Source organism: Cellulosimicrobium composti, assembly GCF_009711085.1.
In the GTDB taxonomy this organism is placed as follows: domain Bacteria; phylum Actinomycetota; class Actinomycetes; order Actinomycetales; family Cellulomonadaceae; genus Cellulosimicrobium; species Cellulosimicrobium composti.
On sequence record NZ_WMKA01000029.1, the window covers coordinates 1 to 14,816 of the forward strand.

At 74.2% G+C, this 14,816-nt stretch carries 16 protein-coding genes; all 16 read left to right on the forward strand.

Annotated elements, in window-relative coordinates:
• On the forward strand, positions 1–1,021 hold a 1,021-nt coding region (locus tag GJV82_RS12365), incomplete at its 5' end, for an AAA family ATPase (RefSeq protein WP_155099447.1).
• 148 nt (positions 1,022–1,169) lie between these two features.
• Complete coding sequence (locus GJV82_RS12370) at positions 1,170–1,550, forward strand: hypothetical protein (protein WP_024840511.1); 381 nt, start codon at positions 1,170–1,172, stop codon at positions 1,548–1,550.
• A gap of 76 nt (positions 1,551–1,626) precedes the next feature.
• Positions 1,627–2,808 (forward strand): signal recognition particle-docking protein FtsY, encoded by a 1,182-nt coding sequence (gene ftsY / locus GJV82_RS12375; RefSeq protein ID WP_318657591.1) that lies wholly within the window; start codon positions 1,627–1,629, stop codon positions 2,806–2,808.
• Between the two features lie 307 nt (positions 2,809–3,115).
• Positions 3,116–4,363: an ammonium transporter gene (locus tag GJV82_RS12380; RefSeq protein ID WP_269319934.1), complete on the forward strand. Its 1,248-nt coding sequence runs from the start codon at positions 3,116–3,118 to the stop codon at positions 4,361–4,363.
• Complete coding sequence (locus GJV82_RS12385; protein WP_024840514.1) at positions 4,360–4,698, forward strand: P-II family nitrogen regulator; 339 nt, start codon at positions 4,360–4,362, stop codon at positions 4,696–4,698. The genes GJV82_RS12380 and GJV82_RS12385 overlap by 4 nt, the downstream gene beginning before the upstream one ends.
• A 16-nt stretch (positions 4,699–4,714) precedes the next feature.
• The gene (locus GJV82_RS12390) at positions 4,715–6,562 is read left to right on the forward strand and encodes a [protein-PII] uridylyltransferase (protein ID WP_155099448.1); all 1,848 of its coding nucleotides are present in this window, start codon (positions 4,715–4,717) and stop codon (positions 6,560–6,562) included.
• 99 nt (positions 6,563–6,661) lie between these two features.
• Positions 6,662–8,266 carry a signal recognition particle protein gene (ffh, locus tag GJV82_RS12395; RefSeq protein WP_318657592.1) on the forward strand — a complete coding sequence of 535 codons (1,605 nt, stop codon included), beginning with the start codon at positions 6,662–6,664 and terminating at the stop codon, positions 8,264–8,266.
• Between the two features lie 145 nt (positions 8,267–8,411).
• Positions 8,412–9,536 (forward strand): amidohydrolase family protein, encoded by a 1,125-nt coding sequence (locus tag GJV82_RS12400; RefSeq protein WP_034604227.1) that lies wholly within the window; start codon positions 8,412–8,414, stop codon positions 9,534–9,536.
• Between the two features lie 170 nt (positions 9,537–9,706).
• Complete coding sequence (rpsP, locus tag GJV82_RS12405) at positions 9,707–10,129, forward strand: 30S ribosomal protein S16 (RefSeq protein WP_024840518.1); 423 nt, start codon at positions 9,707–9,709, stop codon at positions 10,127–10,129.
• Positions 10,129–10,368 carry an RNA-binding protein gene (locus tag GJV82_RS12410; protein WP_024840519.1) on the forward strand — a complete coding sequence of 80 codons (240 nt, stop codon included), beginning with the start codon at positions 10,129–10,131 and terminating at the stop codon, positions 10,366–10,368. The genes rpsP and GJV82_RS12410 overlap by 1 nt, the downstream gene beginning before the upstream one ends.
• Positions 10,369–10,507: 139 nt before the next feature.
• A complete protein-coding gene (rimM, locus tag GJV82_RS12415) occupies positions 10,508–11,101 on the forward strand; it encodes a ribosome maturation factor RimM (protein WP_155099449.1) in 594 nt (197 codons plus the stop codon).
• Position 11,102: 1 nt separating this feature from the next.
• Complete coding sequence (gene trmD / locus GJV82_RS12420) at positions 11,103–11,924, forward strand: tRNA (guanosine(37)-N1)-methyltransferase TrmD (RefSeq protein ID WP_318657593.1); 822 nt, start codon at positions 11,103–11,105, stop codon at positions 11,922–11,924.
• A 285-nt stretch (positions 11,925–12,209) separates the two neighbouring features.
• Positions 12,210–12,569 (forward strand): 50S ribosomal protein L19, encoded by a 360-nt coding sequence (gene rplS / locus GJV82_RS12425; RefSeq protein WP_024840522.1) that lies wholly within the window; start codon positions 12,210–12,212, stop codon positions 12,567–12,569.
• Between the two features lie 127 nt (positions 12,570–12,696).
• On the forward strand, positions 12,697–13,521 hold the full coding sequence (lepB, locus tag GJV82_RS12430) for a signal peptidase I (RefSeq protein ID WP_024840523.1): 825 nt from the start codon (positions 12,697–12,699) through the stop codon (positions 13,519–13,521).
• Between the two features lie 104 nt (positions 13,522–13,625).
• A complete protein-coding gene (locus GJV82_RS12435) occupies positions 13,626–14,360 on the forward strand; it encodes a ribonuclease HII (RefSeq protein ID WP_081772324.1) in 735 nt (244 codons plus the stop codon).
• A gap of 48 nt (positions 14,361–14,408) precedes the next feature.
• The gene (locus GJV82_RS12440) at positions 14,409–14,708 is read left to right on the forward strand and encodes a DUF2469 domain-containing protein (RefSeq protein WP_024840525.1); all 300 of its coding nucleotides are present in this window, start codon (positions 14,409–14,411) and stop codon (positions 14,706–14,708) included.
• Positions 14,709–14,816 lie beyond the last annotated feature (108 nt).

Below are 14,816 nucleotides of genomic sequence, written 5' to 3' on the forward strand. Positions count from 1 at the left end.
GTCGGCGGTGCGCGACGGCGCGGCGCGCGCCCTCGTCGCGGTCGAGCGGTCGCTCGCGCGCGCCGGTGCCGAGCGCGATGCCGCCGAGGCGGCGCGGGCGGAGCGGGACGAGGCCGTCACCGCGGCCCGCCGCGAGGTCGACGACCTGTCCGCACGCCTGCGCGAGCTCACCGACGTCGCGCACCGCGACGAGGTGGCACGCGCCCAGCAGCAGCTGCGCATCGAGCAGCTCCAGGCGCGCAGCGTCGACGAGCTCGGCCTCGACCCGGCCGTGCTGGTCGAGGAGTTCGGCCCGCACCGCGACGTCCCCGTCCCCTCCGACGACGACGAGCCCCGCTCGGTGCCGTACGACCGCGCCGCGCAGGAGAAGCGCCTGCGGGCCGCCGAGCGCGACCTCGGCCGCCTCGGGCGTGTGAACCCGCTCGCGCTCGAGGAGTTCGCGGCGCTCGAGGAGCGGCACAAGTTCCTCGCGGACCAGCTCGCCGACCTCAAGAAGTCGCGCGCCGACCTGCTGGAGATCGTCAAGGAGATCGACGAGCGCGTCGAGCGCGTGTTCGCCGACGCGTACCGCGACACGGCCGAGCAGTTCGAGCGCGTGTTCGCCCGCATGTTCCCCGGGGGCGAGGGGCGGCTCGTGCTCACCGACCCGGACGACATGCTCACCACGGGCATCGAGGTCGAGGCCCGCCCGGCGGGCAAGAAGGTCAAGCGGCTGTCGCTGCTCTCGGGCGGCGAGCGCTCGCTCACCGCGGTCGCGCTCCTCGTCGCGATCTTCAAGGCCCGCCCGTCGCCGTTCTACGTCATGGACGAGGTCGAGGCGGCGCTCGACGACGTCAACCTCGGCCGGCTCCTGGAGATCTTCCGCGAGCTCCAGGAGGACTCGCAGCTCATCGTCATCACGCACCAGAAGCGCACCATGGAGATCGCCGACGCGCTGTACGGCGTGACGATGCGCGGCGACGGCGTGACGACCGTGATCAGCCAGCGCATGAACGACGCGCGCGACGAGGTCGCGGTGTGACCTGCGGCGTCGCGCAAGCCCGCGCCGCGACTCGGGCGAAAGCCCCCGAATCGTTGGAATTCCGCGCCTTGTGAAGATGTGGTGCTGATCGGCGCGGCCCGGCGTGGCTCGTCTGGCCCTCCGCGCGACGACCCGGATACTGGTCGTCATGGTCTGGATGTTCGTGTGGCTGGGGCTCACGCTCGGCGTCGCCGCCGTCGTGTTCCTGTTCGCGAGCGTCGTCGCGCGCTCCGACGCCCAGTCGTCGGGTGTGCCGGGGGACCGGCCCGACGAGCAGGGCCTGCGCGCGTGGTGGCGCGACTTCCGCTCGGGCGTGCGCCTGCGCCGACGGCGCGGCGCGCTCGAGGCGCACCACGTCGGCACGGTCCGCATGCCGCGGCCGGTCGACACCAGCATGGACGACTTCTTCACCGCGACCGAGGTGACCTCGAACGCGTACGTCGACGCCGAGGAGCTCACCGACGTGCTGCACCGCGCGCGCGAGCGCGTGCGCCCGCTGCACCCGGGGGAGCGCACCCCCGAGGCATGACGTCGGGCGGCCGCCTGGCCGCGCCGGGCGCCCGCCCGACCCGTCGCGCGCCGCGCCGGTCTGAGAGACTTCCCGGGTGAACGACCTCCTCCCGCTCTGGATCGTCCTCGCCGTCCTGCTCGTCGTCGGCCTCGTCACGCTCGGCACCGTCTCGGTCCGCCGGCGCGGGCGCCGCGACGTCGTCGAGCCGCCGCCGGCGCCGAGCGCGCCCCCCGTCGCGGTGGACGACGGCGCCGTCGCACCCGAGGCCGTCGAGGCCCCGCCCGAGGTCGAGGAGCCCGAGGCGGCGGAGGCAGCCCCGGCGATCGAGCGCCCCGAGCCCGTCGGGGGCCGGCTCGTGCGCCTGCGCGAGCGCCTCGCGCGCTCCGGGTCGCCGCTCGGCGCCCGGCTGCTGTCCGTGCTCTCGCGCGACCACCTGTCCGAGGACGACTGGGACGAGCTCGAGGAGACCCTGCTGCTCGCCGACGTCGGCGCGGGTCCCGCGGGCGAGCTCATCGACGCCCTGCGCACCAAGGTCCGCGTCCTCGGCGTCCGCGACGCCGCGAGCGTGCGCGACCTCCTGCGCACCGAGCTCGTCGCGCTCGTCGACCCGACGCTCGACCGCTCGCTCGCGACCACGCCCCGCACCGGCGAGGACGGCTCGGCCGTGCCCGCCGTCGTGCTCGTCGTCGGCGTCAACGGGACGGGCAAGACGACGACCGTCGGCAAGCTCGCGCGCGTCCTCGTCGCCGAGGACCGCAGCGTCGTCCTCGGCGCCGCCGACACCTTCCGCGCCGCGGCCGCGGACCAGCTCGAGACGTGGGGCTCGCGCGTCGGCGTGCCGACCGTCCGCTCCGACCGCGACGGCGCCGACCCGGCCGCCGTCGCGTTCGACGCCGTGCGTCGCGGCCGCACCCAGGGCGCCGACGTCGTGCTCGTCGACACCGCGGGCCGCCTCCAGAACAAGCAGGGCCTCATGGACGAGCTGGGCAAGATCCGGCGCGTCATCACCAAGGAGGCGCCCCTCGCGGAGGTGCTCCTCGTGCTCGACGCGACGACCGGCCAGAACGGCCTCAACCAGGCGCGCGTGTTCGGCGAGGTCGCCGGCGTCACGGGCATCGTGCTGACCAAGCTCGACGGCACGGCGCGCGGCGGCATCGTCGTCGCCGTCCAGCGCGAGCTCGGCGTGCCCGTGAAGCTCGTCGGCCTGGGGGAGGGCCCCGACGACCTCGCGCCGTTCGACCCCGAGCAGTTCGTCGACGGGCTCCTCGGGGACTGAGCGGGACCTGGCCGCGCACCGTGGCCTGTCGCGACGTGCTCGCGACAGGTCACGGTGGTGTCACGTCGTGATCACGGGAGTGTCGCGATCCGGACGTCGCGCGGCCCGGCCGGCCGGGTGAAACGGAACGTTTACGTCCGAGGAGTCCTTGTCACACCCGCGTAACACGGCGACACCGCGGGGGAAACCCGGCCGCACCACCGTAGTCCCCGACCGGCCGCCCGGCCGGCGAAGGGAGATGGATCCGATGGTCGTGGCTGAAGTCCTCGGGGACGGCAGTGCGCTGGACGCGGGGAACACTGCGTGGATGCTGGTCTCGGCATCGCTCGTGCTCCTCATGACTCCGGGGCTGGCGTTCTTCTACGGCGGCATGGTCCGCAGCAAGTCCGTCCTGAACATGATGATGATGTCGTTCGGCGCGATGGCCGTGATCGGCGTCGTCTACGTGCTCTGGGGCTGGTCGATGTCCTACGGCTCGAGCGTGGGCGGCCTGTTCGGCAACCCGGTCGAGCAGTTCGGGCTCAAGGGCATCTTCGAGTCGACGCCCGACGGCTACGTCTACGCGATGTCCGAGGGTCTGCCGGTCATCGTCGACGTCGGTTTCCAGGTGACGTTCGCGATCATCACGGTGGCCCTCATCTCCGGCGCGATCGCCGACCGCGTGAAGTTCGGCACCTGGCTCGTGTTCACGGGCCTGTGGGTCACGCTGAGCTACTTCCCGATGGCGCACATGGTCTGGGGCGGCGGCCTCCTCTCCGGCGACGGGCCGTTCGCGTCCATCGCCGAGCCGATCGACTTCGCCGGTGGCACGGTCGTGCACATCAACGCCGGTGCGGCAGCGCTCGTCCTCGCGCTCGTGGTCGGCAAGCGCAAGGGCTTCGGGTCCGAGCCGATGCGCCCGCACAACCTTCCCTTCGTCATGCTGGGCGCCGCACTGCTGTGGTTCGGCTGGTTCGGCTTCAACGCCGGCTCCGCGTACGGGGCGACGGGCGACGCCGGTCTCGCCTGGGTCAACACGACCACGGCGACCGCCGCGGCGATCATCGGCTGGCTCGCGACCGAGAAGATCCGCGACGGCCACGCGACGTCCCTGGGCGCCGCCTCCGGCGTCGTCGCGGGCCTCGTCGCCATCACGCCGGCCGCAGGCAGCCTGAGCCCGCTCGGCTCGATCATCCTCGGCGTCGTCGCGGGCGTCCTGTCCGCGCTCGCCGTCGGCCTGAAGTACAAGTGGGGCTACGACGACTCGCTCGACGTCGTCGGCGTCCACCTCGTCGCCGGCCTGTGGGGCACCGTCGGCATCGGCTTCCTCGCGACCGAGACGGGCCTCTTCTACGGTGGCGGCGTGAACCAGCTCGTCGTCCAGGTCATCATCGCGCTCGTCGCCGTCGCGTTCTCGCTCGTCGTCACCGCGGTGATCGCCCTCGCCCTCAAGGCCACGCTCGGCTGGCGGGTCAGCGAGGACGCCGAGGTCGGCGGCATCGACCTCGCGGTCCACGGCGAGACGGCGTACGAGACCATCCAGCAGGGCAGCGTCATCAAGGAGGTGCGGGCATGAAGCTCGTCACGGGAATCATCCAGCCGCACCGTCTCGACGACGTGAAGTCGGCGCTCGAGGCCGCGGGCGTGCGGGGCATGACGGTCAGCGAGGCCAGCGGGTACGGCCGCCAGAAGGGCCACACCGAGGTCTACCGCGGTGCCGAGTACACGGTCGACCTGGTCCCCAAGGTCCGCATCGAGGTCCTCGTCGACGACGCGGACTCGACCGTGGTCACCGACGTCATCGTCAAGGCGGCGCAGACCGGCAAGATCGGTGACGGCAAGGTCTGGACGGTCCCGGTGGACGACGTCGCCCGTGTGCGCACGGGCGAGCACGGCCCCGGCGCCCTGTGAGGCGGCGGACCACCGGATGACCGACCACGCCGACACCCCGATCACGGGCGGGGTCGCGGGGGGATCGGCGGAGGGCCCGGCAGGGCCGGGCGAGCACGGCGCGCAGGTCCCGCACCCCGAGGGGGTGCGGGACCTCCGCGCGCGCATGCTCGAGACCGCGCGGTCCATGAGCGGCCCCGGACGCAGCGGCGTCACCCGGCGGGCCGCCGTCGTCGACCTCGTCACGAGGTCCCTGCAGGGCTTGTGGGACGACGCGACCCGGGGCGTCGCGCCCGACGGGATCGCGCTCGCCGCCGTCGGGAGCCTCGGCCGCGGCGACATGGGTCCCGTGAGCGACCTCGACCTCGTCCTCGTGCACGACGGCCGCAGCCACACCGCCGACGAGATCGCGCGCGTCGCCGAGCGCCTCTGGTACCCGCTGTGGGACGCGGGCGTCGACCTCGACCACGCGGTCCGCTCGCTGTCGCAGTGCCGCCAGGTCGCGTCCAAGGACGTGCCCGCGGCGGTCGGCTGGCTCGACGTGCGGGCGGTGGCGGGTGACGCGCTCGTCGTGCACCGCGCGTCGTCGGCCGTGCTGACCGACTGGCGCTCGGCCTCGCGCCGTCGCCTGCCCGACCTGCTCTCCTCGACGCGCGAGCGCGCCGAGCGGTCGGGCGAGCTCGCCTATCTCGTCGAGCCCGACCTCAAGGAGTCCCGCGGCGGCATCCGGGACGCGGTGGTGCTGTCGGCGCTCGCGGCGACGTGGCTCACCGACCGGCCGCACGGGTCGGTCGACCGCGCCGCCGCGCACCTGCTCGACGTGCGCGACACGCTGCAGGTCGTCACGGGCCGGCACACGAGCCGGCTGCTGCTCGCCGACCTCGACGAGGTCGCCGCGCTCTCGGGGTACGACGACCCGGACGAGCTGCTCGCGAGCCTCGCGGCGGCGGGCCGGGAGATCTCCTACGCGCTCGACACCACGGTGCGGCGTGCCCGCCAGGCGCTGCAGCGACCGTCGACCACGCGGCGCCCCGTCCTGATCCGCGGGCGCCGCGCGGCGCCGCGCCTGCGGTCGGTCGGCGACGGGCTCGTCGAGCACGACGGCGAGCTCGTCCTCGCCGTGGACGCCCACCCGGAGTCGGACCCCCTGCTCTCGCTGCGCGCGGCGGCCACCGCGGCCCGCACGGGCCTCACGCTGTCGCCGGTCTCGGTCGCGAGCCTGGCCCAGTGCCCGCCGCTGCCCGAGCCCTGGCCCCGCGCGGCGCGCGCGGCCTTCCTGTCGCTCCTCGGGTCGGGGCAGGCCCAGGTCGCGGTCTGGGAGGCGCTCGACCTCGCGGGCGTCGTGACGACGTGGATCCCGGAGTGGGCGGGCGTGCGGAACCGGCCGCAGCGCGCGGCCGTGCACCGGCACACGGTCGACCGGCACCTCGTCGAGGTCGTGGCGCGCGCCGCGCGCGACCGCAAGGAGGTCGAGCGTGGCGACCTGCTCCTGCTGTCCGCTGTCCTGCACGACATCGGCAAGCGCGCGAGCGCGACGGACCACTCGGTCGAGGGCGCGCGCCTCGTGCCCGCGATCCTCGGGCGGATGGGCTTCGAGCCCGACGTCGTGGCCGACGTCGAGCGCCTCGTGCGCCACCACCTCACCCTCTCGCGGCTCGCCGTGAGCGAGGACCCCGACGACCCCGCGACCGTCGCGGAGCTCGTCGAGGCCGTCGACGGGCGCGCCGACCTGCTCGAGGTGCTGCGCGCGCTCACGGAGGCGGACGCGTCGTCGCTCGGCCCGAGCGCGTGGACCGCGTGGCGGGCCCGGCTCGTCGACGACCTCGTGGGCCGGGCGCTGCGCGTGCAGGACGCCGTGCCGGGGAACCCGGCCGCGCCCGGGTAGGCTGGACCTCCGCGGACGGCCCCGCCCTGCGCCCGACGGCGCACGCGGCACCGGGAGCCGCCGCGGACGAGACTTCCGACGACTGGTGAGGATGACGCGGTGTTCAACACGCTGTCGGACCGACTGACTTCGACCTTCAAGAACCTGCGTTCGAAGGGCCGGCTGTCCGAGGCGGACATCGACGCGACGATCCGCGAGATCCGGCGCGCGCTGCTCGACGCGGACGTCGCGGTGCCCGTCGTGCGCGAGTTCGCCGCGACGGTGCGCGAGCGCGCCCTCTCGGCCGAGGTCTCGGGCGCGCTCAACCCGGCGCAGCAGGTCGTCAAGATCGTCAACGAGGAGCTCGTCGGCATCCTCGGCGGCGAGAGCCGCGGCCTGCGGTTCTCCAAGAACCCGCCGACCGTCATCATGCTCGCCGGCCTCCAGGGCGCCGGGAAGACGACGCTCGCCGGCAAGCTCGCGCTGCACCTGCGCGAGCAGGGCCACACGCCGCTCCTCGTCGCGGCCGACCTCCAGCGCCCGAACGCCGTCACACAGCTCACGGTCGTCGCCGAGCGTGCCGGGGTCCCGGTGTTCGCGCCGCACCCGGGCAACCAGAGCGGCGTCGAGGTCGACGACGTCATCGGCGACCCGGTCGCCGTCGCACGCGAGGGCGTCGAGGCGGCGCGCCAGCGTCAGCACGACGTCGTCATCGTCGACACCGCGGGCCGCCTCGGCCTGGACGCGGTGCTCATGCAGCAGGCCTCCGACATCCGCGACGCCGTCCAGCCGGACGAGGTCCTGTTCGTCATCGACGCGATGATCGGCCAGGACGCCGTCGCGACCGCGAAGGCCTTCGAGGAGGGCGTCGACTTCACGGGCGTCGTGCTCACCAAGCTCGACGGCGACGCGCGCGGCGGTGCGGCGCTGTCCGTGCGCGGGGTCACCGGTCGCCCGATCCTCTTCGCCTCGACGGGCGAGAAGCTCACGGACTTCGAGGCGTTCCACCCGGACCGCATGGCGTCGCGCATCCTCGACATGGGCGACGTCCTCACGCTCATCGAGCAGGCCGAGAAGGCGTTCGACGCCGAGCAGGCCGCGAAGATGGCGGAGAAGGTCGCCACCGGGCAGGACTTCACGCTCGCGGACTTCCTGGTGCAGATGCAGCAGATGAAGAACATGGGCTCGATGAAGAAGATGCTCGGGATGCTCCCGGGCATGGGCCAGATGCGCGAGGCGATCGAGAACTTCGACGAGCGCGAGGTCGACCGCATCGAGGCGATCATCCGCTCGATGACGCCCGCCGAGCGGGAGAACCCCAAGATCATCAACGGGTCGCGCCGTGCGCGCATCGCGCGCGGCTCCGGCGTCACGACGAGCGACGTCAACCAGCTCCTGGAGCGGTTCGCGGGCGCGCAGAAGATGATGCGCCAGATGAGCCGCGGCGGAGGCATGCCAGGGATGCCGGGCATGGGCAACCTCCCGGCCATGGGCGGCAAGAAGGCGCGCGGCCGCCAGGCGCCGCAGCGCAAGGTCAAGGGCAAGTCCGGCAACCCGGCGAAGCGCGCCGCGCAGGAGCGGGCCGCCGCGGCCCGTGCGGCCGGCGAGGCCCCGGCGGCGCCCCAGGGCTCCGCGTTCGGCGTCCCGCCGACGACCGGTGGCGCGCCCTCGACGCCCGACGACCTGCAGCTCCCGCCCGGGTTCGAGAAGCTGCTCGGCCGCTGACGCGCGCCGTCCTCCGGACGGGCCCGGGACCCGGCCCGCGTGCGACCCGGCGCCGACCGGGCGCTAGGTTATGTCCGTGGCCCCGCCCGGGCGCCGCACCCCGCCCCGACCGGGCCGTCCCTGACCGTCCTCACCCAGGAGCCGCATGTCCGCGCTGGAAGGCCCCTCGCTGCACGTCCGCGGCCACGTCATCGTCGGCGACGACCGCGAGGTGGGCGACCTGTGGGTCAAGGACGGTCGGATCAGCCTCACGCGCCCGTCCGCGCAGGGCACGAACATGGTCGAGCTCGAGGGCTGGGTCCTGCCCGGGCTCGTCGACGTGCACTGTCACGTCGGGCTCGGGGCGCAGGGCGCGGTCGACGCCGCGACCGCGCAGGCCCAGGCGACGACGGACCGCGACAGCGGCGTGCTCCTCGTGCGCGACGCCGGCTCGCCGCTCGACACGCGGTGGGTGCACGGGCGTCGCGACCTGCCGCGGCTCGTGCGGGCCGGGCGCCACGTGGCACGCCCGAAGCGCTACCTGCGGCACTACGGGCTCGAGCTCGACGACGTCGCGCAGCTCCCCGAGGCCGTGCGGCGCGAGGCGCGCCAGGGCGACGGCTGGGTGAAGATCGTCGGCGACTGGATCGACCGCGACCTCGGCGCCGAGGGCGACCTGCGGCCGCTGTGGCCCGACGACGTCCTCGCGGAGGCCGTCGCCGCGGCGCACGCCGAGGCCGCGCGCGTCACCGTCCACGCGTTCTCCGAGGAGGTGATCCCGTCCCTGCTCGCCGCGGGCGTCGACGGGATCGAGCACGGCACGGGGATCGACCCGGACCTCATGTACGAGATCTCCGAGCGCGGCGTCGCGGTCACGCCGACGCTCCTGCAGATCGGGCAGTTCGAGACGATCGCGCGCCAGGCCGACGAGAAGTACCCGGTCTTCGCGGCGCGCATGCGCCGCCTGCACGCGCGCCGCTACGAGCAGGCCCGCGCCCTGTACGAGGCCGGGATCCAGATCCTCGTCGGCACGGACGCCGGCGGGACGATCGGGCACGGCCGGCTCGCCGACGAGTGCGCCGAGCTCGTCGCCGCAGGCATCCCCGACGCCGCGGTGGTCGCCGCGGCGAGCTGGCAGGGCCGCGAGTACCTCGGGTACACGTCGCTCGTCGAGGGCGCGTCCGCGGACTTCGTCGTCTACCCGCAGGACCCGCGCGAGGACGTCGGGGTGCTGCGCGCCCCGACGGCCGTCGTGCTGCGCGGCGAGATCGTCGCGCCCGTCACGGCCTGAGGGTCCCGCGCAGGTTGGTCGATGCCTGCCGGGTCTGGCACAATGTCCCGGTACTCGGCGTGCCCCGGCCCCTCTCTCCGGCGTGTGCCGTGTCCTGAACCCCTTCCTCGTCCTGTCCCCACGGGACGGGTCCGGGTTCGCCCGAACCAGAACCAGGAGAGACCACCACTGTGGCCGTCAAGATTCGTCTGAAGCGTCTCGGCAAGATCCGGGCGCCGTACTACCGTGTCGTCGTCGCGGACTCGCGCACCAAGCGTGACGGTCGCGTGATCGAGGAGATCGGCAAGTACCACCCGACCGAGGAGCCCTCGTTCATCGAGATCACCTCGGACCGCGCCCAGTACTGGCTCGGCGTCGGCGCGCAGCCGACCGAGCAGGTGCTCGCGCTCCTCAAGATCACGGGCGACTGGCAGAAGTTCAAGGGCCTGCCCGGCGCCGAGGGAACGCTCAAGGTCAAGGGCGAGAAGGCCGACCCGGCCGCCGCGATCGAGGCCGCCGCTGCCGACGCCGAGAAAGTGAAGGCCAAGGCCGCCGAGAAGAAGACCGAGGCTCCCGCCGAGGAGTCCGGCGACGCGGCCGACGAGCAGGCCTGATGATCGCGGAGGCGCTCGAGCACCTCGTGCGCGGCATCGTGGACAACCCGGACGACGTCCGGGTGAACGCGAAGACGCTGCGTCGCGGTGACCTGCTCGAGGTCCGGGTGCACCCGGACGACCTCGGCCGCGTGATCGGTCGCGGCGGGCGCACTGCCCGTGCGCTGCGCACGGTGATCGGCGCGCTCGCGACCGACGGGCCGGTCCGCGTCGACGTCGTGGACGTCGACCGCCGCTGAGGCCCGCGACGAACGACGCCCCTCCCACGGGGCGACGGGCAAGGCCCGGCCCGCCGACCGGCGGGCCGGGCCTTGCTGCATCCCGCCGACCTGACGTCGGCGGGACCCGACCACCACCACCACCCGAGGAGTCACGACGATGGAGCTGACCGTCGCTCGCGTCGGCAAGGCGCACGGCCTGCGCGGCGAGGTCGCGCTCGACCTGCGCACCGACGAGCCCGAGGAGCGGCTCGCCGTCGGCTCGCGGCTCGAGACCCGGCCGGCGCAGGCCGGGCCGCTGACCGTCGCGACCGTGCGGGTCCACCAGGGCCGCTGGCTCGTCGGGTTCGAGGGCGTGCGTGACCGCACCGCCGCCGAGGCCCTGCGCGGGGTCGAGCTCGTCGTCGAGGAGGACGCCTCCGACGAGGAGGACGCGTGGTACCCCCACGAGCTCGTGGGGCTCCGGGCCGAGGACACCGAGGGTCGGGAGCTCGGCCGCATCGACGGCCTCGAGCACCTGCCCGCGCACGACGTGCTCGTGCTCCGCGAGACCGGCGGCGAGCGCACGCTCGTGCCGTTCGTCCGCCAGATCGTGCCCGTGGTCGACGTGGCGGGCGGCCGCGTCGTGCTCGACCCGCCCGGCGGGCTGCTCGCGTCGGACGCCGACCGCCTCGAGGTCGCGGCGCCCGGGACCGACGAGCCCGCGCCGCGCGAGGGCGGGCCGGCCGCTGACGACGCCGAGGGCGAGGGCTGACGTGCGGATCGACGTCGTCACGATCTTCCCGGACTACCTCGCCGTGCTCGACCTGTCCCTCGTGGGCAAGGCACGCGCGGCGGGCATCCTCGACCTGCGCGTGCACGACCTGCGCGACTGGACGACCGACCGCCACCGCACCGTGGACGACACGCCGTTCGGCGGGGGCGCCGGGATGGTCATGCGCCCCGACGTGTGGGGCCGCGCGATCGACGACGTGTCGGGGGTCACGGGCGCCGGGGGCGCCGCGGGCGACGCGAGCGGCGTGCACCTCGTCGTGCCGACGCCGTCGGGCGAGACCTTCACGCAGCGCACCGCCGAGGCCCTCGCGCGCGAGGAGCACCTCGTCGTCGCGTGCGGCCGGTACGAGGGGATCGACGCGCGCGTCGCGGAGCACTACCGCGCCGCGGGGATGCGCGTGAGCGAGCTCTCCATCGGCGACTACGTACTCAACGGGGGAGAGGTCGCGGCGCTCGTCATGGTCGAGGCCGTCGGGCGGCTCCTGCCGGGCGTGGTCGGCAACCCCGAGTCGCTCGTCGAGGAGTCCCACGGGGCGGCCGGCCTGCTCGAGTACCCCGTGTACACGAAGCCGCCCGCGTGGGGCGACCTCGAGGTGCCCGACGTGCTGCTCTCCGGGCACCACGCGCGCATCCACCGCTGGCGCCGCGACCAGGCCCTGCGCCGGACCGCGGCGCGCCGACCGGACATGGTGCGCGCCCTCGACGTCGACGCGCTCGACCGGCACGACCTGGCCGTCCTCGCGGAGGAGGGGTGGGCCGTCGTCGACGGTCGCCTCGTCACCGACACTCCCGACGTCGAATGACGCGCGGGCGTCCCCGGCGGTCCGGACGCCGCGGCGCGACCCCGGCTGGGGCGCACCACCGCGCGTGTGGCAGAATGGTCGATCGGTGTGTGCCGCCCCGGACCTCTGCCACAGGGGAGACCGCGCCCGGATCTCGGGCGGACTGGCACGACCACGGACCCCGGCCCCGCGAGGCGGCGGGGCTGCGTGGTCGCACAGCACGGCGCACCCCGACGAGACGACACCGGCCCGGCGCTCCCGGGCCACGAGCACGCGTCCGACCTGTGGCGGGCGAGGAGAAGCATCATGCACACGCTGGACAGCGTCGACGCAGCATCGCTGCGCAGCGACGTCCCGGAGTTCCGTCCCGGTGACACGCTCAAGGTCAACGTCAAGGTCGTCGAGGGCAACCGCTCCCGCGTCCAGGCGTTCCAGGGCGTCGTCATCGCCCGCCAGGGCAGCGGGATCCGCGAGACGTTCACGGTCCGCAAGATCAGCTTCGGCGTCGGCGTCGAGCGCACGTTCCCCGTGCACTCGCCGACCATCGAGTCGATCGAGGTCGTGACGCGCGGTGACGTGCGTCGCGCCAAGCTGTACTACCTGCGCTCGCTGCGCGGCAAGAAGGCGAAGATCAAGGAGAAGCGCGAGACCGCGCCCGCTCGCTGATCGGCAGCCACGCCGCTCCGCTCGTACGACGGCGGCCGTCCCTCCGGGGCGGCCGCCGTCGTCGTGCACGCCGTCTGCCGGCCGGTCGCGTTTCCCGGATCGCGGCCCGAGGTGGCATTGTGAACGCGTGACCGACAGCGCCCCGCCCCGCGGCCCGCAGCCCGACGCCGGCACCGAGCGCGCGGCGCTCGGCGGCCGCGACGACGCGGAGTCCCCGCACGAGGACCTCGCCGACCACCGCGCGGAGGCCGACGAGCCCGCGCGCGAGCAGCGCCCCGCGCGCAAGGGGTCGCTCCTGCGCGAGACGGCCATCATCGTCGTGAGCGCGCTCGTCCTGTCGCTCCTCATCAAGACCTTCCTCGTGCAGGCGTTCTTCATCCCGAGCGCGTCCATGGAGGACACGCTCGTCGAGGGCGACCGGGTCATGGTGTCGCGGCTCGTGCCCGGGGCGTTCGACGTGCACCGCGGCGACGTCGTCGTGTTCAAGGACCCGGGCGGCTGGCTCCCGCCGCCCGCGCCGCAGGACGAGAGCCCGGTGTCGGAGGCCGTCCGCGCGGCGCTGACGTTCGTCGGCCTGCTGCCGCAGGACACGGGGGAGCACCTCATCAAGCGCGTCGTCGGCGTCCCCGGGGACCACGTGGTGTGCTGCGACGCCGAGGGCCGCGTGAGCGTGAACGGCGAGCCGATCGACGAGACCTACATCAAGCCCGGCTCCGTCCCGAGCCAGGACGAGTTCGACCGCACCGTCCCCGAGGACATGCTGTTCGTCATGGGGGACAACCGGCAGAACTCCGCGGACTCCCGGTACAACACGGGCAAGCCGGGCGGCGGGTTCGTGCCGATGGGCAACGTGGTCGGCACGGCGTTCGTCAAGGTGTGGCCGCTGTCGCACCTCGGTCTCCTGCGCAACCCCGGCGACGTGTTCGCGGACGTGCCCGAGGTGGAGCCGTGACCCTCGACGCGGTCGACGGACGGACCCGCACCGCCCGGCGCGGCGCGGCGCCGGCACGGCGTGCGCCCGCCCGACGCCGTCCCGACCTCCGCCAGGAGCGCGCGATGCTCCGCGACGGCGCCCGCCTCGTGGCGGGCATGGACGAGGTCGGGCGCGGCGCGCTGGCCGGTCCCGTGTCGGTCGGTGTCGTCGTCGTGGACCTCGGGACGAAGCCCTGCCCGCCGGGGCTCACCGACTCCAAGCTGCTCACCGCGAGCGCGCGCGAGGCCCTCGTCCCGCTCGCGCGCTCGTGGTGCCTCGCCTGGGCCGTCGGGCACGCCGGGCCCGCGGAGATCGACGCGCACGGGATCGTCGGGGCGCTGCGCCTCGCCGGCCGCCGCGCGCTCGCGCAGGTGCGCCGCACGGTCGGCGACGTCGACGCCGTCCTCCTCGACGGCAAGCACGACTGGCTCAGCCGGCCGTCGGCGGTCGACCTGTTCGAGGCGTTCGACCTCGACCCCCACGACGGCGAGAAGGTCGCCGACCCGCGCGTGCGCACCCTCGTCAAGGCGGACCTGCAGTGCGCGTCGGTCGCGGCCGCGAGCGTCCTGGCCAAGACCGAGCGCGACGGCCTCATGACGAGCCTGGCGCGCCAGTACCCCGCCTACGGGTGGGACCAGAACAAGGGCTACGGGGCCGCGGCGCACGTCGAGGCGCTGCGCGGGCTGGGGCCGACGCCGCAGCACCGGCGCTCCTGGCGGCTGCCCGAGCGCGGCGACCCGGCGCTCGACGTCGCGGCGTACGGCGAGCCCGTCGACGTCCTCGAGCTCGACCCGGACCTCGGCCTGCCCACGAGCTGACGCCCCTTCGTGGCGGGCGGGCGGGGCTCCATGGTCCATGATGGACGCGTGAGTGCCGAAGACCTCGAGAACTACGAGACCGAGATGGAGCTCGCGCTGTACCGCGAGTACCGCGACGTGGTGGGCCTGTTCTCGTACGTGGTGGAGACCGAACGCCGCTTCTACCTGGCGAACCAGGTGGACCTCCAGGTGCGTTCCGCCGCGGGTGAGGTGTACTTCGAGCTGCGGCTCGCCGACGCGTGGGTGTGGGACGTGTACCGCTCGGCACGCTTCGTGAAGTCGGTGCGCGTCGTGACGTTCAAGGACGTGAACGTCGAGGAGCTCGCCAAGGCCGAGCTCCAGCTCTGATCGGCCTCCTGGCCGTCCACAGGACCCCCGCGCGTGGGTTCCTTCCCCGGGCCTGACCGAGCCGGTGGCGCGCCGCCGCTCCCTGCCGCCACGGTGGGCCGCGGAGGT

What these genes read in the sequence shown, in the direction of transcription:
- GJV82_RS12370 (WP_024840511.1), top strand. Translation starts at nt 1,170, where the DNA reads ATGGTCTGGATGTTCGTGTGGCTGGGGCTCACGCTCGGCGTCGCCGCC.
- GJV82_RS12380 (WP_269319934.1), top strand. Translation starts at nt 3,116, where the DNA reads ATGCTGGTCTCGGCATCGCTCGTGCTCCTCATGACTCCGGGGCTGGCG.
- GJV82_RS12385 (WP_024840514.1), top strand. Translation starts at nt 4,360, where the DNA reads ATGAAGCTCGTCACGGGAATCATCCAGCCGCACCGTCTCGACGACGTG.
- GJV82_RS12390 (WP_155099448.1), top strand. Translation starts at nt 4,715, where the DNA reads ATGACCGACCACGCCGACACCCCGATCACGGGCGGGGTCGCGGGGGGA.
- GJV82_RS12400 (WP_034604227.1), top strand. Translation starts at nt 8,412, where the DNA reads ATGTCCGCGCTGGAAGGCCCCTCGCTGCACGTCCGCGGCCACGTCATC.
- GJV82_RS12410 (WP_024840519.1), top strand. Translation starts at nt 10,129, where the DNA reads ATGATCGCGGAGGCGCTCGAGCACCTCGTGCGCGGCATCGTGGACAAC.
- rimM (WP_155099449.1), top strand. Translation starts at nt 10,508, where the DNA reads ATGGAGCTGACCGTCGCTCGCGTCGGCAAGGCGCACGGCCTGCGCGGC.
- rplS (WP_024840522.1), top strand. Translation starts at nt 12,210, where the DNA reads ATGCACACGCTGGACAGCGTCGACGCAGCATCGCTGCGCAGCGACGTC.
- GJV82_RS12435 (WP_081772324.1), top strand. Translation starts at nt 13,626, where the DNA reads ATGCTCCGCGACGGCGCCCGCCTCGTGGCGGGCATGGACGAGGTCGGG.